At 62.5% G+C, this 25,587-nt stretch carries 22 protein-coding genes and 1 tRNA gene; 8 read left to right on the top strand and 15 right to left on the bottom strand.

The window, feature by feature from the left end; all coding sequences use genetic code 11:
• Positions 1-448: 448 nt before the first annotated feature.
• From rlmB to ADJ95_RS07430, 9 genes are all read right to left on the bottom strand, one after another.
• Entirely contained in the window at positions 449-1,438 is a 990-nt protein-coding gene (gene rlmB, locus ADJ95_RS07470; protein ID WP_049334008.1) for a 23S rRNA (guanosine(2251)-2'-O)-methyltransferase RlmB, read from the bottom strand.
• Positions 1,439-1,534: 96 nt separating this feature from the next.
• Positions 1,535-2,953, bottom strand: coding sequence for a cysteine--tRNA ligase (cysS, locus tag ADJ95_RS07465; protein ID WP_049334007.1), 1,419 nt, complete (start codon positions 2,951-2,953; stop codon positions 1,535-1,537).
• 71 nt (positions 2,954-3,024) lie between these two features.
• Positions 3,025-3,507: a 2-C-methyl-D-erythritol 2,4-cyclodiphosphate synthase gene (gene ispF, locus ADJ95_RS07460; protein ID WP_049334006.1), complete on the bottom strand. Its 483-nt coding sequence runs from the start codon at positions 3,505-3,507 to the stop codon at positions 3,025-3,027.
• A 47-nt stretch (positions 3,508-3,554) separates the two neighbouring features.
• Positions 3,555-4,376, bottom strand: a complete 822-nt coding sequence (gene ispD, locus ADJ95_RS07455; protein WP_080974969.1) for a 2-C-methyl-D-erythritol 4-phosphate cytidylyltransferase — start codon at positions 4,374-4,376, stop codon at positions 3,555-3,557.
• Between the two features lie 22 nt (positions 4,377-4,398).
• Positions 4,399-5,082 carry a response regulator transcription factor gene (locus ADJ95_RS07450; protein ID WP_049334005.1) on the bottom strand — a complete coding sequence of 228 codons (684 nt, stop codon included), beginning with the start codon at positions 5,080-5,082 and terminating at the stop codon, positions 4,399-4,401.
• Positions 5,083-5,121: 39 nt separating this feature from the next.
• On the bottom strand, positions 5,122-6,258 hold the full coding sequence (locus ADJ95_RS07445) for a sensor histidine kinase (protein ID WP_049334004.1): 1,137 nt from the start codon (positions 6,256-6,258) through the stop codon (positions 5,122-5,124).
• 148 nt (positions 6,259-6,406) lie between these two features.
• Complete coding sequence (locus ADJ95_RS07440; RefSeq protein ID WP_049334003.1) at positions 6,407-7,144, bottom strand: phosphoglyceromutase; 738 nt, start codon at positions 7,142-7,144, stop codon at positions 6,407-6,409.
• Between the two features lie 209 nt (positions 7,145-7,353).
• Positions 7,354-7,671: a DUF2516 family protein gene (locus ADJ95_RS07435; protein ID WP_049334002.1), complete on the bottom strand. Its 318-nt coding sequence runs from the start codon at positions 7,669-7,671 to the stop codon at positions 7,354-7,356.
• Between the two features lie 73 nt (positions 7,672-7,744).
• Positions 7,745-8,947 carry a trans-sulfuration enzyme family protein gene (locus tag ADJ95_RS07430; RefSeq protein ID WP_049334001.1) on the bottom strand — a complete coding sequence of 401 codons (1,203 nt, stop codon included), beginning with the start codon at positions 8,945-8,947 and terminating at the stop codon, positions 7,745-7,747.
• A gap of 182 nt (positions 8,948-9,129) precedes the next feature.
• Here ADJ95_RS07430 and tmk point away from each other — a divergent pair, with 182 nt between their 5' ends.
• Both tmk and ADJ95_RS07420 read left to right on the top strand, forming a co-directional pair.
• Positions 9,130-9,867: a dTMP kinase gene (gene tmk, locus ADJ95_RS07425; protein ID WP_049334000.1), complete on the top strand. Its 738-nt coding sequence runs from the start codon at positions 9,130-9,132 to the stop codon at positions 9,865-9,867.
• Positions 9,864-11,003, top strand: a complete 1,140-nt coding sequence (locus tag ADJ95_RS07420; protein WP_049333999.1) for a DNA polymerase III subunit delta' — start codon at positions 9,864-9,866, stop codon at positions 11,001-11,003. Before tmk ends, ADJ95_RS07420 begins: the two co-directional genes overlap by 4 nt.
• A gap of 130 nt (positions 11,004-11,133) precedes the next feature.
• Here ADJ95_RS07420 and ADJ95_RS07415 read toward each other — a convergent pair whose 3' ends face one another.
• The 3 genes from ADJ95_RS07415 to manA all read right to left on the bottom strand — a co-directional run bounded on the left by ADJ95_RS07415 (position 11,134) and on the right by manA (position 14,249).
• Complete coding sequence (locus tag ADJ95_RS07415; protein ID WP_049333998.1) at positions 11,134-12,489, bottom strand: PFL family protein; 1,356 nt, start codon at positions 12,487-12,489, stop codon at positions 11,134-11,136.
• Positions 12,490-12,498: 9 nt separating this feature from the next.
• A complete protein-coding gene (locus ADJ95_RS07410) occupies positions 12,499-12,768 on the bottom strand; it encodes an ACT domain-containing protein (RefSeq protein ID WP_049333997.1) in 270 nt (89 codons plus the stop codon).
• A 293-nt stretch (positions 12,769-13,061) separates the two neighbouring features.
• Positions 13,062-14,249 (bottom strand): mannose-6-phosphate isomerase, class I, encoded by a 1,188-nt coding sequence (manA, locus tag ADJ95_RS07405; protein WP_049333996.1) that lies wholly within the window; start codon positions 14,247-14,249, stop codon positions 13,062-13,064.
• 137 nt (positions 14,250-14,386) lie between these two features.
• On the opposite strand from manA, the gene ADJ95_RS07400 reads away from it, so the two are divergent.
• On the top strand, positions 14,387-15,793 hold the full coding sequence (locus ADJ95_RS07400) for a phosphomannomutase/phosphoglucomutase (RefSeq protein WP_049333995.1): 1,407 nt from the start codon (positions 14,387-14,389) through the stop codon (positions 15,791-15,793).
• Positions 15,794-15,930: 137 nt separating this feature from the next.
• On the opposite strand, the gene ADJ95_RS07395 is transcribed toward ADJ95_RS07400, so the two are convergent.
• The 3 genes from ADJ95_RS07395 to ADJ95_RS07385 form a co-directional block, all read right to left on the bottom strand.
• Positions 15,931-17,112 carry an FAD-binding oxidoreductase gene (locus ADJ95_RS07395; protein ID WP_049333994.1) on the bottom strand — a complete coding sequence of 394 codons (1,182 nt, stop codon included), beginning with the start codon at positions 17,110-17,112 and terminating at the stop codon, positions 15,931-15,933.
• A 485-nt stretch (positions 17,113-17,597) separates the two neighbouring features.
• Positions 17,598-18,071 (bottom strand): RrF2 family transcriptional regulator, encoded by a 474-nt coding sequence (locus tag ADJ95_RS07390; protein ID WP_049333993.1) that lies wholly within the window; start codon positions 18,069-18,071, stop codon positions 17,598-17,600.
• A gap of 326 nt (positions 18,072-18,397) precedes the next feature.
• Positions 18,398-20,248 (bottom strand): phosphoenolpyruvate carboxykinase (GTP), encoded by a 1,851-nt coding sequence (locus tag ADJ95_RS07385; RefSeq protein ID WP_049333992.1) that lies wholly within the window; start codon positions 20,246-20,248, stop codon positions 18,398-18,400.
• A 520-nt stretch (positions 20,249-20,768) separates the two neighbouring features.
• On the opposite strand from ADJ95_RS07385, the gene ADJ95_RS07380 reads away from it, so the two are divergent.
• From ADJ95_RS07380 to ADJ95_RS07360, 5 genes are all read left to right on the top strand, one after another.
• Positions 20,769-20,844: transfer RNA gene (locus ADJ95_RS07380), tRNA-Arg, on the top strand.
• Between the two features lie 232 nt (positions 20,845-21,076).
• Positions 21,077-22,666, top strand: coding sequence for a hypothetical protein (locus ADJ95_RS07375; protein ID WP_049333991.1), 1,590 nt, complete (start codon positions 21,077-21,079; stop codon positions 22,664-22,666).
• On the top strand, positions 22,666-23,943 hold the full coding sequence (locus ADJ95_RS07370) for a hypothetical protein (RefSeq protein ID WP_049333990.1): 1,278 nt from the start codon (positions 22,666-22,668) through the stop codon (positions 23,941-23,943). Before ADJ95_RS07375 ends, ADJ95_RS07370 begins: the two co-directional genes overlap by 1 nt.
• A gap of 345 nt (positions 23,944-24,288) precedes the next feature.
• A complete protein-coding gene (locus ADJ95_RS07365) occupies positions 24,289-24,609 on the top strand; it encodes a 2Fe-2S iron-sulfur cluster-binding protein (RefSeq protein WP_049333989.1) in 321 nt (106 codons plus the stop codon).
• A gap of 2 nt (positions 24,610-24,611) precedes the next feature.
• Positions 24,612-25,571, top strand: coding sequence for a DUF4232 domain-containing protein (locus ADJ95_RS07360; protein ID WP_049333988.1), 960 nt, complete (start codon positions 24,612-24,614; stop codon positions 25,569-25,571).
• The last annotated feature ends 16 nt before the right edge of the window (positions 25,572-25,587 follow it).

Below are 25,587 nucleotides of genomic sequence, written 5' to 3'. Positions count from 1 at the left end.
TTCGTTTTTTCCTCCTCGCCGCGGCGACTCATACAACTATACAGACCCGAATACGGGCCCGCAACCCGAAATAGGGTGAAGTGGGACACAAATATGGGGGTTTAGGTTCATTCTGACTTGAACAGTGGAACAAAACCCCTAGTCAATGCGGGGTAAAGGCCTCAAAAAATCTTCGAAAAAATCTTAAAAATCCCCACGAAAGCCCGAAAATCCCCCAAAACTCACTCCGAAAACCCCCTACGGAAGCGCAAAAGGCCCCCGAAACGAAGAAAAGATGGGGGAATGGGCTACCGCCCCTCCCCTGCATCCTTACGTTTCCGCTCCTCGACCAGTTCCCTGACCCGGTTCCCTGGCGTACCCGCCATCAAGAGCAAAGAGGGAGGGCGCCCCTCACGGGACGCCTTCCCCCCTTACGTTCATAAACCTACAGAACGGTTATCGCGACAACCTACTCGACAGCCACCGCACGACGACGGGACACATCGTACAGAGTGATGCCCACAGCCATCGCCGCGTTCAGCGACTCCATCGCCGAATCAATCGGAATCGACACAATCTGATCGCAGTTCTCAGTCACCAGGCGGGACAGGCCCTTGCCCTCCGAACCAACCACCACGCACAGCGGCTCGTTCGCAAGCTCCAGAGCCGGCAGCTCAATATCGCCGCCGCCATCCAGACCAATCACAAAGATGCCCTGCTCCTTAGCCTGCTGAATCACACGAGTCAGGTTAGTCGCCATTGCAACGGGAATACGAGCAGCCGCACCGGCACTGGTCTTCCACGCACCCGCGGTCACCGCAGCCGAACGACGCTCGGGAATAATCACGCCGTCACCGCTAAACGCCGACACGCTACGAATAATCGCCCCCAGGTTACGGGGATCGGTAATGCCATCCAGCGCCACAAACAGCGGCGGAGTCGACAGCTTACCCGAGTGCCAGCGCTCCATCGTATCCAGCACCAGATCGGTAGCATCCGGGTACTTGTACGGCGGAATCTGCATCGCCACGCCCTGGTGCACCGCACCATCGGTCAGACGATCCAGCTCGCTACGCGGAATCTCCAGCATCGGGATGTTGCGCTTATTCGCAATCGTCATGATCTCGCGAACGCGGTCATCCACCTCAATGCGGCTCATAATATACAGGTGCTTCGAGGGAATCTCGGTACGCAGCGCCTCCAGCACCGCGTTACGACCCGTCACCAGCTCATCGCTGGCGCGCTTACCGCCCAAACGAGTCTGGAACTTACGGTTCGTACCGGTCGCCGCACGACGCTCAGCCGCACGCTTCATCTTGTACGCCTTGTGGTAAACGCGATCCTCAGCCTTCGGAGTCGGGCCCCTGCCCTCAAGGGCCTTACGGCCGTGACCGCCGGTGCCCTTAGTAGCACCCTTCTTCTTGCCGGTAGCGCCCGGGCGCGAACCTGCCTTAGCCATTCTTCTCTTCCTTCGTCAAAATAATGAATACGAGTCTACGCGAAAAGACCCGCAACGCCTAAGCCCCCAACGCAGAACGCGGGGCACGCCACCAACCTACGCAATGCTCCAGCTCGAACCCTCAGCGCCGTCACGCACCTTCACACCCGCGGAAAACAGCAGGTCGCGCATCGCATCGGCCTTAGCCCAATCCTTCTGGGCACGCGCATCCGCACGCTCCGCCAGAACCGCCTGAATCAGGGAGTCCAGAGCCTCATGCTCGGCATCCGAGGCGCCCTCAGCGTTAAAGCTCATCAGCTGCGCCAGGCCCAGCACCTCAGCCATAGCCATCACGGCATTAGCGGCCTCCGAAGCGTCCTCACCGGCAGCGAGCGCTGCATTACCCGCGCGAGTCTGCTCATGCAGAACCGCCAGGGCACGAGGAATGTTCATATCGTCATCCATCGCCTCGGCGAAAGCCTCGGGCACCTCGCGGTCGGGCTTCAGCAAATCCTGAGTTGCGGCCAGGAACGACTCAACACGCTCAATAGCCGTTGCCGCCTCCTGCAGCGAAGACGGGCGATAGTCCAGCACCGAACGGTAATGCGCGCTACCCAGGTAGTAGCGAACCACCAGCGGACGAGCCATTTCCAGCATCTGCGCCGGCGAAATCGTATTACCGATAGACTTCGACATCTTCTCACCCTCGTAGGTGACCATGCCGTTGTGCATCCAGAAGTTCGCGAAATCATCGCCGGCCGCGGTCGACTGGGCCAGCTCGTTCTCGTGATGCGGGAAGCGCAGATCCAGACCGCCGCCGTGAATGTCGAAGCGCGAACCCAGGTACTTACCGGCCATCGCCGAGCACTCCAGGTGCCAACCCGGGCGGCCACGACCCCACGGGGACTCCCACGAAGCGGTCAGCGGCTCGCCCTCCTTATAGCCCTTCCACAGCGCAAAATCACGAGGGTCGCGCTTACCGCGCGGATCGGCATCCGCCGAATCCTGCATATCGTCAATGCTCTGGTTGGTCAGCGAGCCGTATTTCTCCCAGGAGCGCACATCAAAGTACACGTCACCCGAATCATCCAGCGCCGGGTAGGCGTGGCCGCGGTCAATCAGGCGCTGAATCAGAGCAAACATCTCGGGAATATGGCCGGTCGCGCGCGGCTCATAGGTCGGCGGGTCAATACCCAGCGCCGCGTAGGCCCGAGCAAACACCTTCTCAAAACGGTACGCGAGCGCCCACCACTGCTCATTCGGGAACTCGCCCTCAAAACCGGGCTGCATGGAATCAGCGGACTTCGCCAAAATCTTATCGTCAATATCGGTGACGTTGCGGACCGTCGTCACCTTCAGGCCGCGGTAGCGCATCCAGCGGCTCAGCTGGTCGAACACCAGCGCAGAACGGATATGGCCCAGGTGCGGTTCACCCTGCACCGTGGCACCGCAATAGTAGATACGCGCCTCACCGGGCACGACGGGCTCAAACTCGCGGATAGTCGCGGAAGCTGAATCATAAAAACGCATAGTCACACTCTCATTTTACGGGGTCGGTCCAGGCACCGGGGCGATAGGTTACGGAATGGGGCAAGCCGGGCAGAGGCCTAGTGGCGCTCATACACCAGAGCCGTCGCAATCGCCGCCACGCCCTCCCCGCGACCGGTCAAACCCAAACCGTCGGTAGTCGTCGCAATCACCGTCACCGGGGCCCCCGCCGCCTCACTGAGCACGCGGTTCGCATCCTCACGGCGCGGTGAGAACTTCGGGCGGTTACCAATCAGCTGAACGCTCACATTGCCGATCTCGAAACCGGCCGCACGCACAATCGCCACGGCCTCCGAAAGAATACGAACACCCGAGGCGCCCTTCATATCCGGGCGGTCCACACCAAAGTTCGAGCCCAAGTCCCCCGTGCCAGAGGCGGCGAAGAGCGCATCCGCGGCAGCATGGGCCACCACGTCGCCATCGGAGTGGCCGCTCAGGCCCCGCTCCCCCGACCAGTGCAGGCCGGCGATGTGCAGGGGCGTGCCCTCCGGGCCAAAAGCGTGAACGTCAACGCCGGTGCCGACGCGCGGAATAACAGTCATGATGGGTCCTTCGCTCAATAGATATTAGACAGAAGAAGAGGGGATACTCAGGGGCGCGTTCCGCCAAAGAGCGCCCGCGCCACCTTCAGATCCATGGGGGTGGTCACTTTAAAGGCGTCCTCGTGCCCGGCCACCGTCAGCACCGGTTCGCCGGCCGCCTCCATCGCCATCGCGTCATCGGTCAGCAGCTCGGCTTCCTCGGGAGGCAGGGCTCGGCTACGCTCATGAGCCGCCAGTAGCGCCGCCACCTCGAATCCCTGCGGGGTTTGTACGGCGCGCATGCTCGAGCGAGCCGGGGTTCCAGTAACCACCGCGGAGGCATCCACCGTCTTGATGGTATCGACCACCGGCAACACCGGAATAACCGCGCGCACCGTCCCCGCGGCAACGCGGGTGCCCAGGCCCTCCAGCACGCGGTGGTACACCTCCGGCGGGGTGAAAGAGCGGGCACAATCGTGAATCAGCACGTAATCCACCGCGATCTCGGCCTCGCGAAGCGCGTCAAGAGCCGCCACCACCGATGCGGTGCGGGTGTCACCACCGACCGTCACCAGCGCCTCGGCGCGGTGCGCGTCCTCAAGGAGCTCCGGGCAGAGGCTCTCGCACCCGGCGGGCACCGTCACCACCACGTGCTCGGCAATCCGCGACTCGCGGGCGCCCTGCAGGGCATGGTCGAGTAGCGTACGCCCCTGTACGCGGACCGCGGCCTTCGGAATCGGCTCACCCAGGCGCGTTCCCGAACCTGCACCCAGCACGATAATGGCCACGCGCGAGGGGTCTTTGCTCTGCCGGTTCTGCGCGGGCTGGTTCTGCGCGAAGCGGTTCTGTGCGTTGGCCTCGGCGGTCACAGAATCAGCGGTAAAGCTCATACGTACTCTCCTCGGCTCGACGCTAATTCTCGAACTTATAGCCCAGGCCGCGAACCGTCACCACGTAGCGCGGTGCCGAAGAATCCGGCTCAATCTTGGAACGCAGGCGCTTAATGTGCACGTCCAGGGTCTTCGTGTCGCCCACGTAGTCCGCGCCCCACACACGCTCAATCAGCTGTCCGCGCGTCATCACGCGACCAACGTTGCGCAGCAGAATCTCCAGCAGCTCGAATTCCTTCAGCGGCATGGGTACTTCCTCGCCGTTGACCGTCACCACGTGGCGATCGATGTCCATGCGCACGGGGCCGCCCGTAAGAACCGCGTCCATCGGCATGTCGGGCTCGGCGGAACGGCGGCGCAGCACCGCGCGGATGCGTGCAATCAGCTCGCGCGCCGAGTAGGGCTTCGTCACGTAGTCGTCGGCGCCCAGCTCCAGGCCAAACACCTTATCCAGCTCGGAGTCCTTGGCGGTCAGCATGATAATCGGTACCGAGGACACCTCGCGGAGCTTACGGCACACCTCCGTGCCGGGCATGCCGGGAAGCATCACGTCCAGCAGCACCAGGTCGGCGCCCTCGCGTTCGAAGGTGGGCAGCGCGTCCAGGCCGTTATCCACCACGACCGTCTGAAAACCCTCACGCCCCAGCAGGAAGGCCAGGGGATCCGACAGGGCCTCTTCGTCCTCAACAATCAGAATTTTCGTCATACTTTATCCTTGATTCCCATAAAACCTATACCGCTAACACTACACTGTGAGCGGTGCCTCCGGCGCCTCGGTCAGCGGCAGGGCCAACGTAAACGTCGAGCCCTCCTGCGGCATCGAACGCACCGTCACACTGCCGCCGTGCTGAGTCATCACATGCTTCACGATGCTCAGGCCCAGGCCCGTGCCGCCGGTCTGACGCGAGCGAGCCGGGTCCACCCGGTAAAAACGCTCGAAGATGCGCTTCTGCTCATCCTCGGGAATACCCACCCCCTGATCCGACACCTCAATGAGCAGCTGATCGGCCACGCGGTGCACCAGAATGTCCACCTTCGTATGTTCGGGCGAGTAGCGAATCGCGTTCTCCACCAGGTTCTGCACGGCCATGCCCAGGAGCTCGGCGTCGCCGTACACCTCGGGGGCGTCCTCAATGCGGCTGGAAACCTGAATGTCCTTCTCCTCGGCAGCCAGGTGGGAGCGGTCCATCGCGTCCGCCACCAGGGTGGGCACGGACACCGGGCCGCCACGGGCAATCACGTCGGTCGACTGCAATCGTGAGAGCTCGATAATGTCGCGCACCAGCGCGGAGAGGCGGCGCGTCTCCTTGTGCAGGCGGCCCACGAAGTACTCAATCGCCTCCGGGTCATCGCTAGCCTGCTCAATCGCCTCCGCGAGTAGGCTCACCGCGCCCACGGGTGTCTTCAGCTCGTGCGACACGTTCGCCACGAAGTCGTTACGCATGCGTTGCACGCGAGAAATTTCGGTGCGGTCGTCGGCAAGCACCAGGATGTATTCGTCGCCCAGGGAGGCCACGCGAACATCCAGGACCAGTGCCTCGCTCTCGCCGCGGTCAATTTCAAAGCTTTGCTCGGCAAAAATGCCGCGGTGGCGCACCGTGCGAATCATGCTAGCCAGCTCGGGCGAGGTGACCGTATGCCCGCGCACCAGGCCCATCGCGTAGGCGCCCGGCGAGGCCTGAACCACTCCCCCCACCTCGTCGATGACCAGGTAGGCGCGGCCAATCACCGCCAGCACCTGAGCCGCACCGTCACGCAGCGTCGGTGCGGATACGAGGCTACGCTCACGCTCACGCTCACTACGGGCCACCGCGTTCATGCTCAGGACGCCGACCAGCAGACCTATCATGCCCGCGATGAAGGCGATCAGACCGGCATCCATACGTTCTCCTCCTGCGTGGGTATCTTCCACAAGTATATTGAACAGCCGCCCACCCAAGAGGCCGGCCCACGCAATGAGCCGCCCACCGAAACGGTGAGCGGCTCATAATCACGCGGGCGCTCTGCAGAGCGAACCTCGCGAGAGGTAATTACTTACCCTGGTTTGCCACGGCTGCGATGGCGTCCTTAGCGGCCTCGGGATCGAGGTACTCGCCAGCCTTAATGGGCTTGAAGTTCTCATCCAGCTCGTAGTACAGCGGGATACCGGTCGGGATGTTCAGGCCGGCGATGTCCTCGTCGGAAATGCCCTCGAGGTGCTTCACCAGCGAGCGCAGGGAGTTACCGTGCGCTGCCACCAGAACGGTCTTGCCTGCTGCCAGGTCGGGCTTGATGTCCGACTCCCAGTAGGGGAGCATACGGCCCAGAACGTCCTTGAGGCACTCGGTGCGGGGAGCGTTCTCAACGTTGGCGTAACGAGGGTCGTGTGCCTGCGAGTAGGGATCGTTGTCGTCCAGCGGGGGCGGCGGAACGTCGTAGGAACGACGCCAGGTCATGAACTTCTCGTCGCCGTATTCCTCGCGAATCTCGGACTTGTTCTTACCCTGCAGGGCGCCGTAGTGACGCTCGTTCAGGCGCCAGGTGCGCTTGACGGGAATCCACAGGCGGTCCGCTGCATCCAGGGCGATGTTTGCGGTGTTGATAGCGCGACGCTGCAGGGAGGTGTGCACAACATCGGGGAGGATGTTGCGCTCTGCCAGCAGCTCGCCGCCGCGCTTAGCCTCGGCGCGGCCCTTGTCGGTCAGGTTGACATCCACCCAGCCGGTGAACAGGTTCTTCTCGTTCCACTCGGACTGGCCGTGGCGCAGGAGTACTAGTTTGTAAGTCATGCTTCTATTTTTTCATTTACCCGCCGGTTTGTCATGCCTTCGAGGGCAGAAAATCCGGGTTCTCCCAAAAACTTGCCGGATGCACCGCTTAGCTGGCAGAAAGCCCCACACCCCGCGCCCGGAAATCGTTCCGGAACGCGGTATGCGGGGCTCACCGTATGCGCTTGCGACGGCCACAAGATGGGCGCGGATGCTTAGCTGAAAACCTCCTAGAAGCGGCGGCCACCCACTACGGGCCACACGCCGGCCAGGAACACGCCGCTCACCACGGCGGCCATCAGCTGCAGCATCAGCATCGTGTTACCCACGCCGGTGAAGGCCGAGAAGACGCCCAGCACCTGCACCACGGCGGAGACGCCGGTCAGGGCAAGCCAGGTGTTCTTAGGACGCTTGCCCGCGAACTCGTAGGCGTTGGCCGGCGCGGTCCATGCACGGTACAGCGCCAGAACGCCGATCACGGCACCGGCGGCCGACAGCAGCAGGTTAATCAGAAAGGTCGCGTAGAGGACCAGGACAATAGGAGACATTGTATTCCTTCACTCGAGCGGCCGTATAGCCGGGTACCCAGTACCCTAGCACACTACCGTAGCTAACGGTGCCTTATCGAACGGCCTTGAAGGCCTCGACCAGATCATTGTAGAGGTCATCGACGTTCTCGATACCCACGGACAGGCGCAGCATCGACTCGGGAATCGACTCCGGCTCGCTACCATGGCGGCGGCGGCGCTCCACGAGGGATTCCACACCGCCGAGGGAGGTGGCGGGGGTCCACACCTTCAGCGCCTCAACCACGTTGCGGGCGCCCTGCGCGTCGGTATCCAGCGTGATGCACAGAATCGCGCCGAAGCCGGACATCTGCTTCTTCGCGACCTCGTGGCCACGGTGGCTCTCAAGACCCGGGTAGCGCACCTCCGAGACGAAGGGGTGCTCGCTCAGACGCTCGGCCAGCACCTGCGCGTTCTGCACCGCACGTTCCACGCGCAGCGCCAGGGTACGCAGGCCGCGCAGGCCCAGCCACGCCTCCATGGGCCCGGGGATCGCGCCGTTGGTGATGCGGTAGTGCAGCATCGCCTTGTACAGCTCCTCGTTCGAGGTGAGGGTCATGCCCAGCAGCACGTCCGAGTGGCCGGCCAGGAACTTCGTGGCCGAGTGCACCACAACGTCGGCGCCCAGGTCGAGCGGACGCTGCAGAATCGGGGTGGCAAAGGTGTTGTCCACGGCGGTCACGACGCCCAGGCGGCGGGCTGCGGCAAGAATCTCGGGCAGATCCCCCACCTCAAGCATGGGGTTGGTGGGGCTCTCAAGCCAGGCCAGGACCTTCGGGGAGGAGTAGTTCACGTTTTCCGGGGTCACGCCGGCGCGGGATGCGGCGTCCTCCATGGCTGCGATGACGTTGGCTGTGTCCTCAATGTCCACGCGCACCAGCTCGATGATGCCGCGGCGCTCCAGATCCTTGCACAGGGTCACGGACGCCATGTAGGCGTGCTTAGGAATCAGGACGATAGCGCCCACCGGCACCAGGTCAATCACGGAGGAAACGGCGGCCATGCCGGAGGGGAACAGCAGGCCGGGCTGGGAAGCGTTCTCCAGCTTAGCGACAACCTCTTCCATGCCCTCCCAGGTCGGGTTCGAAAAACGGGCGTACACGCGGTCGTGCTCAATGTTGACGGCGTCCACGCCGCGGTAGGTGGAAGTCAGAACAATCGGGGGGTTCACCGGCGCATCGTGCTCGTGGGCGGGGCGGCCACCGGCGACTACATAGGTTTCAGCGGAATAGTTCATGTCATGGTTATCTGCACTCATACCTTAAGCCTGGCACACCGGGGCCTCGAACGCATACCTCATCCGGCACTTTCCGCTCAGGATTAACACGCTTTTTACGCGGGGATGCTGCCGAGTCCCGCGCGAAGGCCGTTGCGGCTCCCACCGGCAGGCTGCCGATGCGCACCGCAGGCCCACGGTGAACCCGGTACCCTTAAGGGGTGATGGATACTCTCAGCTACACCCCCCTCCCCGATTCCGCGAACCCCGCCAACCGCCGCGGGCTCTTCATCGTGGTCGAAGGAGGCGACGGCGCCGGCAAAACCACCCAGCTCACCCTGCTGGATGAGGCGCTCCGCGCCCGAGGCTACCGGGTCGTCACCACCCGAGAGCCGGGCGGTACCGAAATCGGCGAGAAGCTACGCGCCCTCGTGCTCGAGGCGGGCCAGGGTGCTATTGACGACCGCACCGAGGCGCTCATTTTCGCGGCCTCCCGCGCCGCGCACGCGGCTCAGCTGATTCGCCCCGCGCTCGCTGAGGGAGCGATCGTGCTCTGCGACCGCTACATCGATTCTTCCGCCGCCTACCAGGGCGTGGGCCGCGGCCTCGGTGTGAACACAATTGTTGACCTGAGCCGCTGGGCCACCGCAGACCTGGTGCCGGACGCAACCCTGCTTCTGAGTGTGCCCCTGCGCGCCGAGCAGGAGCGCATGACCGAGCGCGGCACCGTGGACCGCATCGAGGCCGAAGGCGCCGATTTTAAGGCGCGCATCCACTCGGCCTTCGAGCGGATTGCTCGCGAGGATTCCAACGGTTCGCACCGCATCGTCGACGGTGTGGGAACGATCGATGAGGTGCATGCCCGCGTCCTTGAGGTGGTCGAGCCTCTGCTGGGCCAACGTATCCTCGATCGTTCCGCCGCGCCGCGGGTGACCGAGCAGAAGACCGAGGGGGATGCATGAGCCTGTGGGATTCTCTGCTGATTCCTGAGCGCGAGCGCGACCAGTTGCGTCGCGATGTCGCCTCCTCACGCCCGACCCACGCCTGGCTGTTTACGGGCGCGGCCGGCGCGCCCCATCGCGAGGCGGCCAAGGTGTTTGCCGCGGCTCTGCTCTGCGAACAGCCCGATCCGCAGAACCGCGGATGCGGTGAGTGCAAGGGCTGCGTGACCGTGATGAACGGTTCGCATGCGGACTTCACGCACTTTAGGACCGAGGCCACGAACATCAGCATCGAGGAGGCACGCGAGCTGGTCATGAAGGCCCAGGACCGCCCGACGGTGGGCCGCTGGCGAGTGATTCTGCTCGAGGATACCGAGCGCATGCCCGAGCGCACCTCGAACGTGCTACTCAAGGCCATCGAGGAGCCGCCCCCGCACACCATCTGGCTGTTGACGGCTCCTTCTCCCACGGATGTGCTGGTCACGATTCGTTCGCGTTGCCGTCCGGTGCAGTTGCCGGTGCCCTCGGAGGAGCAGGTGCACGGGTATCTTCTCTCGCGCGGTGTGGCCGACCCGCTGGCGCGCCGCGCGGCACGCCTGGCCATGGGCGACGCCGAGGAGGGGTACCGCCTGGCCACCGATGAGCAGGCCATGGCCCGCCGGGAGATGACCACCTCCCTCATTCTGAACGTCCGTTCCATTTCTTCGGCGTTTAGCGCGGCGGAAAAACTCACCGACCTGGCAGAACAGGATGCCCAGGCGGTCTCCGCTGCAAAGGATGAGCGGGAGCGCGCCGAGCTGATGGCCCTGTTGGGCATCCGCGAGGGCGAGCGAGTGGCTCCGACCCTGCGCGCCCAGGTGCGCAGGCTTGAAGACCAGCAGAAGCGCCGGGCCAAGCGCGTGGCTTCCGATACGCTGCTGCGTTCGGTGGCCCAGGTGCAGACCGTCCTTCGCGATGCACTGACGCTCTCCCTTTCGGCGCAGCTACCGCTCATTAACGAGCACCTGCGCGAGCCGCTGACAGCGTGGTGCGAGCGCCGCTCCCCCGAGCAGCTCCTGCAGGACGTGCAAGCGGTAGAGATTACCCTGCGACGCCTGCGCACGAACGCGAACGCGCGCCTGGCGCTTGAGGCGCTCATGAGCCGCTTCGTCGCGTAGGCTCGCGCCCGAGGTTAAGCAGGGCCGCACAAAACTAAAATGCGGGGGCCGTTAACGGCCCCCGCCTGTTATTACAGCGATTTTCACGCGGTACCGTACGCTCGCGTTGGCCCGGCGAACCGGCACCCGCCTAGTTACGGAAACCGTGCACCGGCGAGGGAATACGGCCGCAACGGGCGATAAACGCCTCTGCACTCGGGGTGTGCGTGGGCATGACCGGCGCGCGGCCCAGCAGGCCACCGAACTCGACCATATCGCCCACGCCCAGACCCACGGCCGGGATAACGCGCACGGCGGTGGTCTTGTGGTTCATCACGCCGATGGCAGCCTCGTCTGCAATCATGGCCGAGAGGGTCGCGGCGGAGGTGTCGCCGGGAACGGCTACCATGTCCAGGCCGACGGAGCAGATGGCGGTCATAGCCTCGAGCTTATCCAGGGTAATCTGGCCGGCGGCGGCGGATTCAATCATGCCGATATCCTCAGAGATCGGAATGAAGGAGCCGGAAAGACCGCCGACGTTCGAGCAGGCCATGAGACCTCCCTTCTTAACCGCGTCGTTGAGCAGCGCGAGGGCCGCGACGGTGCCGTGGGTGCCGACGGTTTCCAGACCCATCTCCTCGAGGATGTGAGCCACGGAGTCACCGATCTCGGCGGTGGGTGCCAGGGAGAGGTCGATGATGTTGAATTGCACGCCCAGGCGCTCGGCGGCGAGGGTGCCGACCAGCTGGCCCACGCGGGTAATCTTGAAGGCCGCCTTCTTAATTTCTTCCGCGCAGGTGTCGAAGGATTCGCCGCGCACCTTCTGCAGGGCGCGGTGCACCACGCCGGGGCCGGAGACGCCCACGGAGATGGTGGTGTCTGCCTCCTGCACGCCGTGGAAGGCGCCGGCCATGAAGGGGTTGTCGCTGACGGCGTTGGCGAAGACCACGAGCTTGGCGCAGCCGAAGCCGTGCGTGTCGGCGGTCAGGTCGGCGGTGGCGCGGATGGTTTCGCCCATGAGCTTGACGGCGCTCATGTTGATGCCGGCACGGGAGGAGCCGATATCCACGGAGGAGCAGACCACGTCGGTCTCGGCGAGGGCGCGGGGAATGGAGCGAATCAGCTTTTCGTCGGCGGGGGTCATGCCCTTATCGACGAGGGCGCTGAAGCCGCCCACGAAGTTCACGCCCACGGCTTTGGCCGCCGCGTCGAGGGTGCGGGCGAACTCCACGTAGTCCTCGTCATCGGATGCACCGGCCACCAGCGCGATGGGGGTGACGGCGATGCGCTTGTTGACAATCGGGATGCCAAGCTCGGCCTCGATGCCTTCGCAGACGCTCACGAGGTTTGCCGCGCGGGTGGTGATCTTCTCGTAAATCTTGCGGCGGGCTACTTTGCCGTCGGAGTCGGCGCAGTCGAGCAGGGAGATGCCCATGGTGACGGTGCGGATATCGAGTTTTTCTTCCTCGATCATGCGGATGGTTTCGAGAATATTGCTGTTCATCATGGTGGCCGCCTAGAGGGTGTGCATTGCCTTGAAGATGGACTCGGCCTGAATACGGATCTGCACCCTCTGCTCGCGCTCGACGCTAACCATGGCTTCCTGCAGGTCGATGAGGTTCTGCTCGTCCTTGTTGAAGGAGCAGTGCATAATCATGGTGAAGTATTCGCCCATGATGGTCTGGGAGACGTCCAGGACGTTGACCTTGCGCTCAGCCAGGGCGGTGGTGACCGCGGCGATGATGCCCTCGTGGTCGATGCCTGTAACGGTGATGATGATCTTCACGGTGTTCTCCTTGGGGATGGTGCGAATACTAACGGCGGATGCATCCAGCTGCCGCGGCGGGCGGAATCACCCGGGTTTTATGCATAGAAGAACGAACCTATGCATACTTATACCAACAATTATAGGTTACCCAGGCCACAGATAACAGGGGAACGGGCACTATTTTGCAGAGCCGCACCCCAAACCTTCAAAACCCGAGAATAAAAAATCCGCGGCTTCACCGATATAGATATCGAAAAAACCGCGGATTCTTATAAGTCTGTGTATCTAAAGCCCCTAACGGAACTTAGATGTTAAACGTAGGATGCGATATACAGCTCGCCGCTACCGCTCAGCACGGCCACGGAGGGCTCGCCCACGTGCAGTACCGACTCGGTGGCGCCGAGCACGAACTCGTCCGTGCCGTTGCCGTCCTTGGCCTGAATCGTCACCTTACCCGCGACGCTCAGGGCCGCGCTAATGCCCTTGAAGGTGTAGCTTAGCGGCTTGCCCTCTTCAATGCGAACACGGGTCACGCTCATGCGCTCATCCCACATGGCGTAGGTGCCCAGGGGTCCGTCCTCGGGGTTGGGGCGCTGGATGACGGGGGCGTCCTGCTTCTCGCCGAGCACCTTAATGAGTTCCTCGGTGTCGATATGCTTGGCGGTCAGGCCGGCACGCATCACGTTATCGGAGGGGTTCATCAGCTCAATGGCGGTACCCGAAACGTAGGCGTGCACCTGGCCGTCGGGGGTAAAGGCAGACTCGCCGGGAGCAAGGTGCACCAGGTTCATCACGAAGGCCACGAGCAGACCGCGGTCACCGGGGTACTTGCCGTCCACGATGCGCACGAGCTCGGCGGCGTCGGCTACCACATCGTTCGAGGCGCCCAGTAGCCCGGGGGCGGTGTCTACCAGGTGCTGCACTGCGGCGGAGGCGGTCTCCTCGGGCAGGCGGATAATCTCGGTCAGAAGCTGCTTGGGGCTGAGCTCGGCACGCTCGGCCAGCCAGGCGGCACCGAATGCGGCGGCCAGGGTCTTGAGCTGCTCGACGGGGCGCACGCCGGTGAGCACGCGCATCGGGCTCAGCGCGATGACGGTCTCGGGCTTGGAGTAGCGGTCCTTGTAGTTGCGGTAGGGCGCATCAATCGCGATACCGCGGGCCTGCTCGTCCTCGAAGCCGGCGATGGCCTGTTCGGGGGTAGGGTGCACCTGAATGGACAGGGGGGCGTCAATCGCAAGGATTTTAAAGAGGAAGGGGAACCAGTCGGAGGTTCGGTCCGGGCGCAGGAAGCGGGAGGGATTCTCCACGATCAGCTCGTTCAGCGGGGATTCGGCGCCGTCCACGGTAGCGCGCGAGGGCGCAGCCGGATGCGCACCCACCCACACCTCAGCTTCGGGCTGTTCGGTGGGTACGGGCACGCCACGCATACGTCCTAGAATTTCGCGTGAACCCCACGCATAATTCTGAATCTGGTTTTTAAGGGAAAAAATCTCACCCATGGGGAAAAATACCTCTCGCCGGGGGCTGTTTGATATAAGTGACGTGATAAAAAACCCATATATTCAGCGGAATTTATAAGGTTTTACCTGCCCATTATAGGGGCTTAGTAGACTTCTTTACCGCTAAAATAAAAGGCGTGACTACTATTAATCTACATGACTCATTCAAGGCGTACGACGTGCGTGGCATCGTCGGCGAGACCATTACTGCAGAGACTGTTCGCGCTACCGGTGCGGCATTTGTCGATGTTCTGGGACTGCAGGGCCAGACCGTCCTGGTCGGCGGCGATATGCGTCCCTCCTCTCCCGAATTCATGGATGCATTTGCCCAGGGTGCAACCGCTCGCGGCGCAAACGTTGAAAAGATCGGTCTGATTTCTACCGACGTTCTTTACTTTGCGTGTGGCGTTGAAAACGCCGCCGGTGTTACCTTTACCGCTAGCCACAACCCTGCCGAATACAACGGTATGAAGATGGCTAAGGCCAGCGCCGTTCCGGTGTCCTCCGAAACCGGTCTGTTTGACATCCGCGACCAGGCACAGAAGTACCTGGACGCCGGCGAGATTCCCTCGGTTGAGAAGGTCGGCACCGTGACCGAGAAGGACATCCTCAAGCCCTACGCAGAGTACCTGCGCAAGCTCGTGGACCTCTCCTCCATCCGCCCGCTGAAGGTCGTGGTGGACGCCGGTAACGGCATGGGCGGCATGACCACCCCCGCCGTTCTGGGCGACACCATCCTGCCGGGCCTGCCCCTGGAAATCGTTCCCCTGTACTTCGAGCTGGACGGCACCTTCCCGAACCACCCGGCCAACCCGCTGGAGCCGGCCAACCTGGTCGACCTGCAGAAGGCTGTCGTGGAGCACGGCGCAGACATCGGTCTCGCCTTCGACGGCGACGCCGACCGCTGCTTCGTGATTGATGAGAAGGGTAACGCAGTGACCCCCTCGGCCGTGACCGCTCTGGTGGCCGAGCGCGAGATTGCCCGTGCCAAGGCTGAGGGTAACGAAGAGCCCGTCATCATCTACAACCTGATCACCTCGAAGGCTGTGCCCGAGCTCGTTGAGAAGCTGGGCGGCCGCGCCGTGAAGACCCGCGTTGGTCACTCCTTCATCAAGGCCGTCATGGCCAAGGAGAACGGTGTGTTCGGTGGCGAGCACTCCGCTCACTACTACTTCAAGGACTTCTTCAACGCCGACACCGGTATGCTGGCCGCTATGCACGTGCTGGCAGCTCTGGGTGGCGACGACAAGCCCCTCTCCGAGATCAGCGCGAAGTACTCCCCGTACGTTGCCTCCGGCGAGATTAACTCCGAGATTGAAGACAAGGCTGCCGCTGTGGACCGTGTGCGTGCACACTACGCTAACGCTCCCGTGGTTGTTGAGGATTCCGACGGCACCACCTTCACCAACACCGAAGAGGGCTGGTGGGTTAACCTGCGTCCGTCGAACACCGAGCCGTTCCTGCGCCTGAACCTTGAGGCACCGGATGTCGCCACCATGGAGCGCGTCCGCGACGAGGTTCTGGCTCTGGTTCGCCAGGGCTAAGCTCTTCGCTAGCTACTAAAAAATCCCGCCCCGCAGAATATGTCTGCGGGGCGGGATTTTTTATTTTGATTGCTGATTCCGACTAATTTTTTCTGTCAAACAGGGGAACCCAGTCGACGAACCGGCTTGCGGGATTTTTACGCTTCGCGTGCCTGGTCGTGGAGCATCCACTGGTCCGGGCCGAAGATCTCGTAGTTGATGTTCTTGCCGGGGACACCCGCATCCACCAGTGCGGAACGCACGCCCTGCATGAAGGGCAGCGGGCCGCAGAGGTACACGTTGGCGTTGGAGGGAACGTCCAGCTTGGAGACGTCCACGCGGCCGGTGTAGTCACCGCCCTCGCCCTCGATAAAGGAGACGAGGCGACCGTTGGGCAGCTTGCCGACGAGCTCGACGAGCTCTTCGCGCAGGGGCCAGGTGTCCAGGCGGCGGTCTGCGTGGACCACGGTCACGGGGCGGTTCGAGCCCTTCTCAACCAGCTCGGAGAGGAAGCTGAGCATGGGGGTGGTGCCGATACCCGCGGAGAAGAGGTACAGGGGCGCCTCGGGGTCGCCGAAGCCCTCCAGGGTCAGGTCGCCGTAGGGGTTGGAGAGCTCAACGACGTCGCCGACCTTCAGCTCGTGCAGGATGGAGGTCATCTCGCCGTTGGGGTCGAGCTTCACGGCGATGCGGCGCTGGTTCTTCTCGCTGGGCAGCAGGGTGTACTGGCGTGCCTGGCGCAGGCCATCGCGTGCGGGAACGGTGATGGAGACGTACTGGCCGCCCTTGGACTCGGTCATGGGGGTGTCATCGGCGGGCTCGAAGGTCAGCACGACGACGTTCTCGCCGGTCTCCTTGCGGTCCACAACCTTGAAGGGTGCGCGGGTCACATCGTTGGCCTGAGAAGCGTACAGGCCCTTCTCCAGCTTGATGAGGGCGTTGCCCATGAGCCAGTAGACCTCGGTCCAGGCGTCGACGATTTCGGGGGTGGCCAGGTCGCCGAGGTTAGCGGCGATAGCCTCGAAGAGGTACTTGTAGACGGTGGGGTACTCTTCTTCCTTCAGGCCCAGGGAGGCGTGCTTGTGTGCAACGCGAGAGAGGACCTCGTCGGGGTAGGAGTTCGGGTGCTCGACAATGTAGGAGGCAAACACGGCGATGGAGCCGGCCAGTGCGCGGGGCTGGGTGCCCTCGAGCTGGGAGGAGCGGGAGAACATGCCGTCCATCAGGTCGGGGCGGGCGGCGAACATTCGACGGTAGAAGTCGGGAGTGATGTCGTTAATGCGCTCGGCGATGATGGGCAGGGTCGCCTCGATAACCGGGCGGGACTTTTCGGAGAGCATCGGTGTATGCCTTCTTCCTGTAACGGTCACCCACGGGATCCGGAAGCGTTGCGGGCCGACGTTGGTGGCGGCCGCGAGGTGCCCCGAAGGTCACCCCGTTGGTGACAAAGTGTTTATAAAACACCCCTACCCTAACACTTTGACCTATGTTTTCGTTTTCTCAGGGCGTACTGTGTGCCGGGAGCACCCCGACTCACGGGTACTTAAGGTTTGTTTAGACCTGAAGTGTCAACTAAGTGAGACACAATATATTTGCGTTAGAAAAGCTGATTTCGCGAGTGACTAGCGACGGTGCATGCATAAAAATTCTGCAATGAATATATATTTTCACGAGAAAGTTTGCATACTCACGAAATAATGACTCTGCTCACATTTTTATACCGTGAGCTCAAATCTGCATATTTTCGAAAATAGTGCACGTTTACAGCCCCGAGTAGTCGTCCCGGAACTAGTCGGCAAGGCTCTCCGCCGAGCCTCCAGATGACCTACGAAAAAGCGGGAATCGCGTTCTCCGGAGGAGCCATTCCGAGCTCCAGAAGGATCGGACCCACGGGGCTGGCACCCGCGGTCAATTCGGTAATCGTCACCGAATCCACGGCAGCATAGAAAGCCTCGCGAGCCCTCGCCAGTACGTTGCGCAGGCGGCAGAACTTATCCAGGGGGCAGTGGCCGTTCTCATCCTCACACTCAATCATGGGGATGTCACCCTCAGTAGCACGAAGAATGGTGCCCACCGTCACCGAACGCCCGGATTCCGAGAGCATTACACCTCCGGAGCGACCGCGCGTCGAATCCAGATACCCCTGGTTCACCAGGAACGCCACGGCCTTCGCCACGTGATTGTAGGGGGTATCCACGCCCTCCGCGATCTTCTGGGTCGACAGCTTCTGCCCCGGCTCCAGGGCAGACAGGAGCATCAGCACACGGAGCGAGACATCCGAGAATGCTGTCAAACGCATGGATACTCCTTTACTACTTCGCCTTCAGCGGGGAACCCGCCGAGCATCCGGTGGCACGCGCACCGCATCGACCGACCGGGGCGCGTCAAAAACATACACAGGCATTGTATCGATGCGCTCCATGTGCTGAAAGTTAGAGGCCTCTTCCCCACTCGATCGAAGGTGTCCAAATATTTCTTCGGCTCGTTCGCATTATCTTTTACGGTGCATAGCTTTACATTTCAAATTCGCGCGCTCGGTGCCCGGCAGATAGGCAAGGGGCGGAACCTCAACCGAGATTCCGCCCCTTCAACCGCTCAAAGAGTTAGCGATTTAGCCTCACCAAATTAGTCCTCCAGGGACTTGGCCAGGGCATCGCGCTGCTCGCGAACCTCGGCGGGCAGCTTATCGCCGAACTTAGCCAGCCACTCGTCGATACCGGGAAGCTCAGCGGCCCACTCGTCCTTCGAGACAGCCAGGGCAGCCTTCAGCTCTTCCTCGGAGATTTCCAGACCGGTCAGGTCCAGGTCTTCCTTGGTGGGAACGGTGCCCAGGAAGGTCTCCTCGCCGCCGGCCTTGCCATCCAGGCGGTCGAAAATCCACTTGACCACGCGAGAGTTCTCGCCGAAGCCGGGCCATGCGAAGCCTCCGTCGGGGGTGCGGCGGAACCAGTTGACGTAGTAAATCTTCGGCATGTTCTCTGCACCGTGCTTCTTGCCCAGGTCAATCCAGTGCTGGAAGTAGTCACCGGCGTTGTAACCGATGAAGGGCAGCATGGCCATCGGGTCGCGGCGAATCACGCCGACGGCGCCCTTAGCGGCCGCGGTAGTCTCCGAGGACAGGGTGACGGCGCGGAACACACCCTGCTCCCAGCTGTCGGACTCGGACACCAGCGGAACGGTGGTCTTGCGACGGCCACCCAGAACGATGGCGCTCAGCGGCACACCCTCGGGGTCGTAGTACTCGGGAGCGAGCATATCCACCTGGGATGCGGGGGTGCAGAAGCGGGAGTTCGGGTGAGCTGCCGGGCGGCCAGACTCGGGGGTCCAGTCCTTGCCGGTCCAGTCAATCAGGTGTGCGGGAACCTCGTCGGTCTTGCCCTCCCACCAGACGGAGCCGTCGTCGGTCAGTGCAACGTTGGTGAAGATGGTGTTGCCCTTGGCAATAGCCTTCATAGCGTTCGGGTTGGTGGAGTAACCGGTACCCGGTGCCACGCCGAACAGGCCGGCCTCGGGGTTGACCACGCGTGCCTGGTGGTTCTCGTCGAACTCAATCCAAGCGATGTCGTCGCCGACCATCTCAGCCTTCCAGCCGTCAATGGTGGGCTCCATCATTGCGAAGTTGGTCTTACCGCAAGCCGAGGGGAACGCTGCGGAGATGTAGCGAACCTTGCCCTCGGGGTTGGTCATCTTCAGGATGAGCATGTGCTCTGCCATCCAGCCCTCGTCGCGACCGATGACGGATGCGATGCGCAGTGCGTAGCACTTCTTGCCCAGCAGTGCGTTGCCGCCGTAGCCGGAACCGAAGGACCAGATTTCGCGGGTCTCGGGGAACTGGACGATGTACTTCTCGGGGTTGCAGGGCCAGGAAACATCCTTCTGGCCGGGCTCCAGGGGTGCACCAACGGAGTGCAGGGCCTTGACGAAGAAGCCATTGGTCTCGTTCAGCTTGGCCAGAACGTCCTTGCCGATGGTTGCCATGATGCGCATGGAGCAGACAACGTACGCGGAGTCGGTCAGCTCAACAGCAATCTTGGGGTTCTTAGCCTTCAGGGAGCCCATGACGAAGGGAATGACGTACATGGTGCGGCCGCGCATGGAGCCCTCGAAAAGACCGGTCAGGGTCTGCTTCATTTCGACGGGATCGCGCCAGTTATTGGTCGGGCCGGCGCCCTCTTCGGTCTCGGAGCAGATGAAGGTGCGCTCCTCGACACGTGCCACGTCGTCGGGATCGGAGAAAGCGGCGTAGGAGTTCGGGAACTCGTGATCGCTCAGGCGGACAAAGGTTCCGGCGTCCACCAGCTCCTGTGCAAGGCGGTTATATTCTTCCTCGGAGCCGTCCACCCAGTAGATGTGGTCGGGCTGCGTCAGCGCGGCAACCTCGCGAACCCATTCCAGAAGACCCTGGTGGGTGGTGGGTGCGCTCTGCAGCTCCTTTTCGAGTTCGGCAGAGAGAGTACGAGTTGAGGTGTCAGCCATTGACGTTTTCCCCTTCAATCGGTAAATACCGCGGATACTACGTTGATCCGCGATAGGTCTGCGGTAGCGAAGAAGCAGTTAAAAACTACAAGCGTGCAAATAACAGTGAATATGCACGCTTGGACAGAAGCCACTTCCTCGTGATGCTTACAGAATAACGCATTAACGACCCGAACATCCTTCTATGACGTTATTTCTTACGTTCCGCCCGTCACACCTTCAACAGGAAGACACCGAGGGTAATCAATGAGAAATTCGAGGGCCGGAGGGTAAGAATCGTACGGGGCGGAGGGTTCTCGCAGGGGCTCCCCACCTCCCGTTTGGAACCGCACAAAAATATTTTAAAAAATTTTCCGGGAACCAAAAACCCCGGAATTTCGCGGTAAAACGAGGCATTACAACACTCCGGTGACCCAAAAATGGGACCCTTTTGAGTTTTTCGACTTGCAGGCCCCCCGTAACCTCCGTATAGTATTACCTGTTGCCGCGACGGATTGAAGAAATCCGAAGCGAGGAACATGCGCCTGTAGCTCAACGGATAGAGCATCTGACTACGGATCAGAAGGTTGGGGGTTCGAATCCCTTCGGGCGCACCACCGATCCCCGGTTCTTCGGAACCGGGGATTTTTTGTATCCCCGGACATGTGAGCCCGGACGAGGCTATCTTCCCCTGCCTATTGTGGGCGCGGCGGGTGCATCCTCACCAAAAATCCGCATTTCACCCGCACAATATGACGTGCGCCGGCGCACACCGGTGAAAAAACGCATAGGATGGAAACAAGACCTTCCACGCCCAAGTTGGAGGGACACATCACACAAAGGAGCACCATGGCTCAGTTATCCATCCCGCAATCCCTCATAGGTGCGCTTATCGATATTGCAGATCTAGGAACACTCGACTACTTCGCCCCCAGCGAGCGATGCGCGCACTGGGCCCTCTACGACAATCAACGCCGCGAGTTGCTCTGCCCCTGCGCCCCCGCCGAGGTGCCGAGCATTGAGAAGCTCTTCGAGAGTGCCGCGAAAATTCTCTACGAAAACTTCCCGCGCTATATCGATACGCCCGACCAAATCATCCCGTACACCTCGCGTCAGGAGCTTATGGCCGCCCTCCTGCGAGGAGAGGACACCGCAGAAGGCCCCGAAGATACCGGCGTAGAGGGCAACGACGCAGAAACCGCTGCCGAGGCCGGGGAAGCTACCGAGGGAATCGTCGTGCAGAGCGGCGAAGAAACGAGTGAAGCGGCGGAGGCCGTTGCCCCGGCTGCGGAGAAGCCCAAGCCCTCCCCCGCGCTGATGGCTCGCCGCGCCCGACCGGTAGCCGAGCAGGAGACTCCCGGAGAGCAGACGGTCGAGGAGAAGGGTCTCGCCCCCTCGGAGGCCCCCAAGCCCAGCGTCCCGAAGCCCAGCGCACCCAAGCCCTCCGCCGCCCAATTTGCAGCCCCCAAACCTGCCCCGCCGAAGCCCAGCGCACCGGTTGCCCCCGCGCCCCTCGAGGCTTCCTCCGAGACGCGCCCGGCCGCGCCGAAGCCGCCGGCGCCCTCCGCGGCCCCCTCACCGGGCATGTTCCGCAAGGCGTCGCTCACCTACCGTCCGCCGCAGATCGAGGAGTACCTGCAGGGCCTGCGTGCCCGGCAGCAGGCCGCCGAGCAGGCCACTGAGCAGAACGCCGCCCCCGAAAACATCGCTTCGGACACCCCGAGCACCCCGACGCCGATGCCCGTGCCCTCCGCCGGAGCCGCGCGGACCGCGACGAAAAACGTTGCGCCCGAGGCTCCCACCCGCCCCGCAGGGGTCACCGAGGAAGATCGTGAGCGCGCCTACCGCATCCGTCCCGGGTTGCGTCAGCGCATGGAGCGCGAGGGACTCACCGAGGACCTCGTGCGCACCGTCCTGCGCGAGGGCGCAGCGGAACGAGTCAACGACTGGACGATTCGCTTCAGGCATGACGACTACCGCGTGGACGTCAACACCGCCTCCGCCGAGCTAATTACCGTCGTCGACGAGTACGAAGCCGAGTGCAACGACGGGGCCAATACCACCCTGGCCCGCGGCGAGTACACCTCGCTCAATGCCCTCGAAATGGCCTTCAGCGAGCGCGCCCGCGTCTTCCTCTCCAAGAACCCCGAGTTCGTCTTCGACCTTATGGTCCGCACGCTCGAGAACCCCGAAAGCGTGCGCATGGGTGAGGGTTGGACCCGCATCTACACCGCGGAGGGGCTGGAGATGACCATCTCCCCGGATCAGCGGACCGTGCTCTCCCTGACCAAGACCCCCGATTTCCAGGCCCTGCACGGCGAGAGCCTTCGCCGCGCGCAGATTGAGGATCTCAGCGATGCCATTAACCGGCAGGCCGAGGCCGCCACATCCGAACAGCCCAAGCATCAGAACGCTCAGAACGCCGAGGAGGAGAAGTAATGTCGGCCAAGCAGATTACCGTTCCCCTCGAGGTGTACGTGCGCCTGCAGGAGCTGGCCTCCCTGGCCGGCTACAGCTACCGCGAGGCGGAGGAGGGGACGGAGCGTACCTGGGACCTCGCCAACGACGAGGACGCCTCCCTGCTCGATGAGCGCGGCGCGATTCGCCCCGAGGCCGCAGAGCTCTACTTCACCCTGATGCCGCTCATCGCCCACGAATTCGTGCAACAGCAGCAGGCCCTCGTGGAGGCCTACCGCAAGACCCCCAAGCCCGCCGCGGCGCGCGCGAAGATTCGTCCCTCCAACCAGCGGCTCATCCCGCTGACCGAGGTGCCGCTCGAGAATCAGCGTATCGCCGCGCGCATCGAACAGGAGTTTTACGGCGAGGTGCCGGAGAGCCGCCGCATCTACGGGGTACTGCCCGGCGTCATGGACTACATGATGCGCCACGACCTCGGCTACGCCCTGCTGCTCGAGATTATCGAATCCCCCAAGAGCGTGGTACGCGAGGAGACCGCCGAGGAAAACCGCTACGGCCGCGAGGTCACCCTCTACACCCACGAGGATCTGGGCTACCAGGTTGTGTTGAACCCCCTCACCGTGGAGGTTCTGGCCCTGCGCCCGCTCAAGGCCTCGGCCGGCGGTTACCAGCTCTCCCTCGAGGCTCAGAGCCAGCTCAAGGCCCTCGGTCTGACGAGCGAGTACATTACGCGCATCCTGGATGAGGCCGATAACCGCCAGCCCATTCCTGGTACGAGCCGCACCGTGTACTCCCTCAACGGTTACCAGGTGGAGTTCTCGCACTCCGATCAGCAGGTCATCCGCATTGCGCGCGGTGTCGCCGCGAACCGTAATCCCTTTGAGTCTCAGCCGCGCATGAGCGGACGCAAGCGCCAGCGCGGCCGCAAGATTCCGCACGACGTGGACGAGTTCGTCCAGCTTCTACAGGAGCACGGATTCACGGTGACGATGGGCGGTAAGCACTACGATATACGCCACGAAGCGCTGGCTCCGGGGCAGAAGGCCGTCACGTCGGTGACTCCCTCCGACTCGCAGCGTTGGCACCTGAATTCTGCGCGTCAGATTCGCAATACCTTCGGTGTTGATCTGCGCTATGCCGATCCGCGCGATAGCGTGCGCGGCATCGTGCGGGGTACCCGCCCCGCAAAGGATGCGCTCCCGGCGGAGGGCTCCGCGCCGGATGACGGCAAGCATCCCGCGGATAGCGCGAGCAAGAAAGCTGAAGGGCAGCGTTCCGAGGGTGGGCGGGCCGAATAGCCCGTGCGTATAGACCGGGTTGGCAGACCCGGTGCGCGTTAGACCGTGCGCTCGCAGAAGGGGCGGGGCTCGGGGGCTGTGCTCCCGGCGCCCCGCCCCTGCGTCTTTATGCTCTCCAAGGTATTTATTTGCACGCCGGGGCAGGAGTAAATGACGGGTCTTTCCCCGCTTGTCAAGGGATCAAAGGGTAGACTGGAAGCGAGCTATACGTGCTCTTCAGCATAAAAATTAATATGCGTTCCCGCAGGATGCGTGACGCTAGAGTTCGGGGTATCACATCGGTGGGGTTAATACCGGCCCCTGCCTCTACAATAGAAACGCATCACTACAGAAGAAGGAGAACGCATGGGCGTAACGATTAAGGTCACTGACGAAGCAGGCGAACACTACGATATTCAGTGGGAAGACCACCACACCCTCCTGGAGACCCTCCAGGCCAACGGCGTGCCGGTCCTCGCCACCTGCGGCGGTAACGCATCCTGCGCAACCTGCCACGCCTTCATTGACCCCGAGCACTACGCGGCTTCCGGTGAGCGCACCGAGGCCGAGCAGGACCTGCTCGACATGGTTGATGATGTCGCAAACGAATATTCCCGCCTGTGCTGCCAGGTTGAGTACGCCCCCGGTATGGACGGAGCAGAAATCCAAATGCAGGCGGCGATGTAACAATGTTTAAATCGGCTCAGGTACTCGCATCAACCACCCTCCTCTGCGGCGTGCTCGCGCTCAGTGGATGCGGCGCGTCCCAGGCCGGTCAGGATGCAGAGGACACCTCGGCACACCCGAGTGCCTCCGCATCGGTGAAGCCCGGCACGATTAGTGTGGCTTCCGAGAGCCCCAGCGCTTCGGTGGCCCCGGGCTCCATCACAGTTGTCAATAGCGCGTCCCCGGAGTACGGGGATTCTTCCTCCGCTCACGCCGAGGAGTCTAGCTCGGAGAATCACGAGTCGAAGCACGATCATTCGTCCTCTTCCTCGAACGAGGCAAAGCACGAGGGCCTTCCCCCGGAGCAGAGCGATAGCAATAACGGTGAAGAGCACAACGACTCCGATTCTGGGAACCGTCAGGGTTCTTCCTCGGATTCCGGTTCCTCTTCCTCGAACTCGGGTTCGTCGAATTCCTCCGGCGGCAATAACGGCGGCAACAGCAACGGTAATAACAACGGTAGCTCGAGCCGATCCGATAATTCCGGCCAGAAGAACGCCGAGGGCCCCTCGCAGTGCTCCATGGATGATTTGAACGTTTCGGTCTCCGTGACGGACAACTCCCCCGGTGCACGCACCCTCACGCTGTACTTCCAGAATTCCAGCAATTCACCCTGTTCCCTGCGCGGGTACCCGCGCGTGATTTACGCGGACTCTTCGGGTAATTGGGTGGGGCGAGAGGCTTCTAACTCCTCCGAGTTCATGAACCCCGCCGGTGTGACCATCGCCCCGGGTGATAGCACCACGGTGGTAATGCGCTCCATCAATACGAGCCGCTTCGGCGATAGCTGCGGCGCGCGACGGGTGGAGGGCTTCCTGGTGGGCCTTGCCGGCGATCGGGACGGCGTTACCGTGCCCTTCGACACGACGGCTTGTTCCTCTTCGGTCCCGCAGCTGTCCGTGGGCCAGTTTGGGGCACGCTAGGTAGCGCGACCCAGCA

This window comes from Rothia mucilaginosa, from assembly GCF_001061665.1.
GTDB classification, from domain to species: Bacteria; Actinomycetota; Actinomycetes; order Actinomycetales; family Micrococcaceae; genus Rothia; species Rothia mucilaginosa_A.
The sequence above is the reverse complement of the archived record's forward strand: the minus strand, read 5'-3'. Positions and strand labels throughout refer to the sequence as shown.

Bases quoted from the DNA above. Each gene is read 5' to 3' on its own strand.
- rlmB (WP_049334008.1), bottom strand. From the start codon at position 1,438: ATGGCTAAGGCAGGTTCGCGCCCGGGCGCTACCGGCAAGAAGAAGGGT.
- ispF (WP_049334006.1), bottom strand. From the start codon at position 3,507: ATGACTGTTATTCCGCGCGTCGGCACCGGCGTTGACGTTCACGCTTTT.
- ispD (WP_080974969.1), bottom strand. From the start codon at position 4,376: ATGAGCTTTACCGCTGATTCTGTGACCGCCGAGGCCAACGCACAGAAC.
- ADJ95_RS07450 (WP_049334005.1), bottom strand. From the start codon at position 5,082: ATGACGAAAATTCTGATTGTTGAGGACGAAGAGGCCCTGTCGGATCCC.
- ADJ95_RS07445 (WP_049334004.1), bottom strand. From the start codon at position 6,258: ATGGATGCCGGTCTGATCGCCTTCATCGCGGGCATGATAGGTCTGCTG.
- ADJ95_RS07440 (WP_049334003.1), bottom strand. From the start codon at position 7,144: ATGACTTACAAACTAGTACTCCTGCGCCACGGCCAGTCCGAGTGGAAC.
- ADJ95_RS07435 (WP_049334002.1), bottom strand. From the start codon at position 7,671: ATGTCTCCTATTGTCCTGGTCCTCTACGCGACCTTTCTGATTAACCTG.
- ADJ95_RS07430 (WP_049334001.1), bottom strand. From the start codon at position 8,947: ATGAGTGCAGATAACCATGACATGAACTATTCCGCTGAAACCTATGTA.
- tmk (WP_049334000.1), top strand. From the start codon at position 9,130: ATGGATACTCTCAGCTACACCCCCCTCCCCGATTCCGCGAACCCCGCC.
- ADJ95_RS07420 (WP_049333999.1), top strand. From the start codon at position 9,864: ATGAGCCTGTGGGATTCTCTGCTGATTCCTGAGCGCGAGCGCGACCAG.
- ADJ95_RS07415 (WP_049333998.1), bottom strand. From the start codon at position 12,489: ATGATGAACAGCAATATTCTCGAAACCATCCGCATGATCGAGGAAGAA.
- manA (WP_049333996.1), bottom strand. From the start codon at position 14,249: ATGGGTGAGATTTTTTCCCTTAAAAACCAGATTCAGAATTATGCGTGG.
- ADJ95_RS07395 (WP_049333994.1), bottom strand. From the start codon at position 17,112: ATGCTCTCCGAAAAGTCCCGCCCGGTTATCGAGGCGACCCTGCCCATC.
- ADJ95_RS07390 (WP_049333993.1), bottom strand. From the start codon at position 18,071: ATGCGTTTGACAGCATTCTCGGATGTCTCGCTCCGTGTGCTGATGCTC.
- ADJ95_RS07385 (WP_049333992.1), bottom strand. From the start codon at position 20,248: ATGGCTGACACCTCAACTCGTACTCTCTCTGCCGAACTCGAAAAGGAG.
- ADJ95_RS07375 (WP_049333991.1), top strand. From the start codon at position 21,077: ATGGCTCAGTTATCCATCCCGCAATCCCTCATAGGTGCGCTTATCGAT.
- ADJ95_RS07370 (WP_049333990.1), top strand. From the start codon at position 22,666: ATGTCGGCCAAGCAGATTACCGTTCCCCTCGAGGTGTACGTGCGCCTG.
- ADJ95_RS07365 (WP_049333989.1), top strand. From the start codon at position 24,289: ATGGGCGTAACGATTAAGGTCACTGACGAAGCAGGCGAACACTACGAT.
- ADJ95_RS07360 (WP_049333988.1), top strand. From the start codon at position 24,612: ATGTTTAAATCGGCTCAGGTACTCGCATCAACCACCCTCCTCTGCGGC.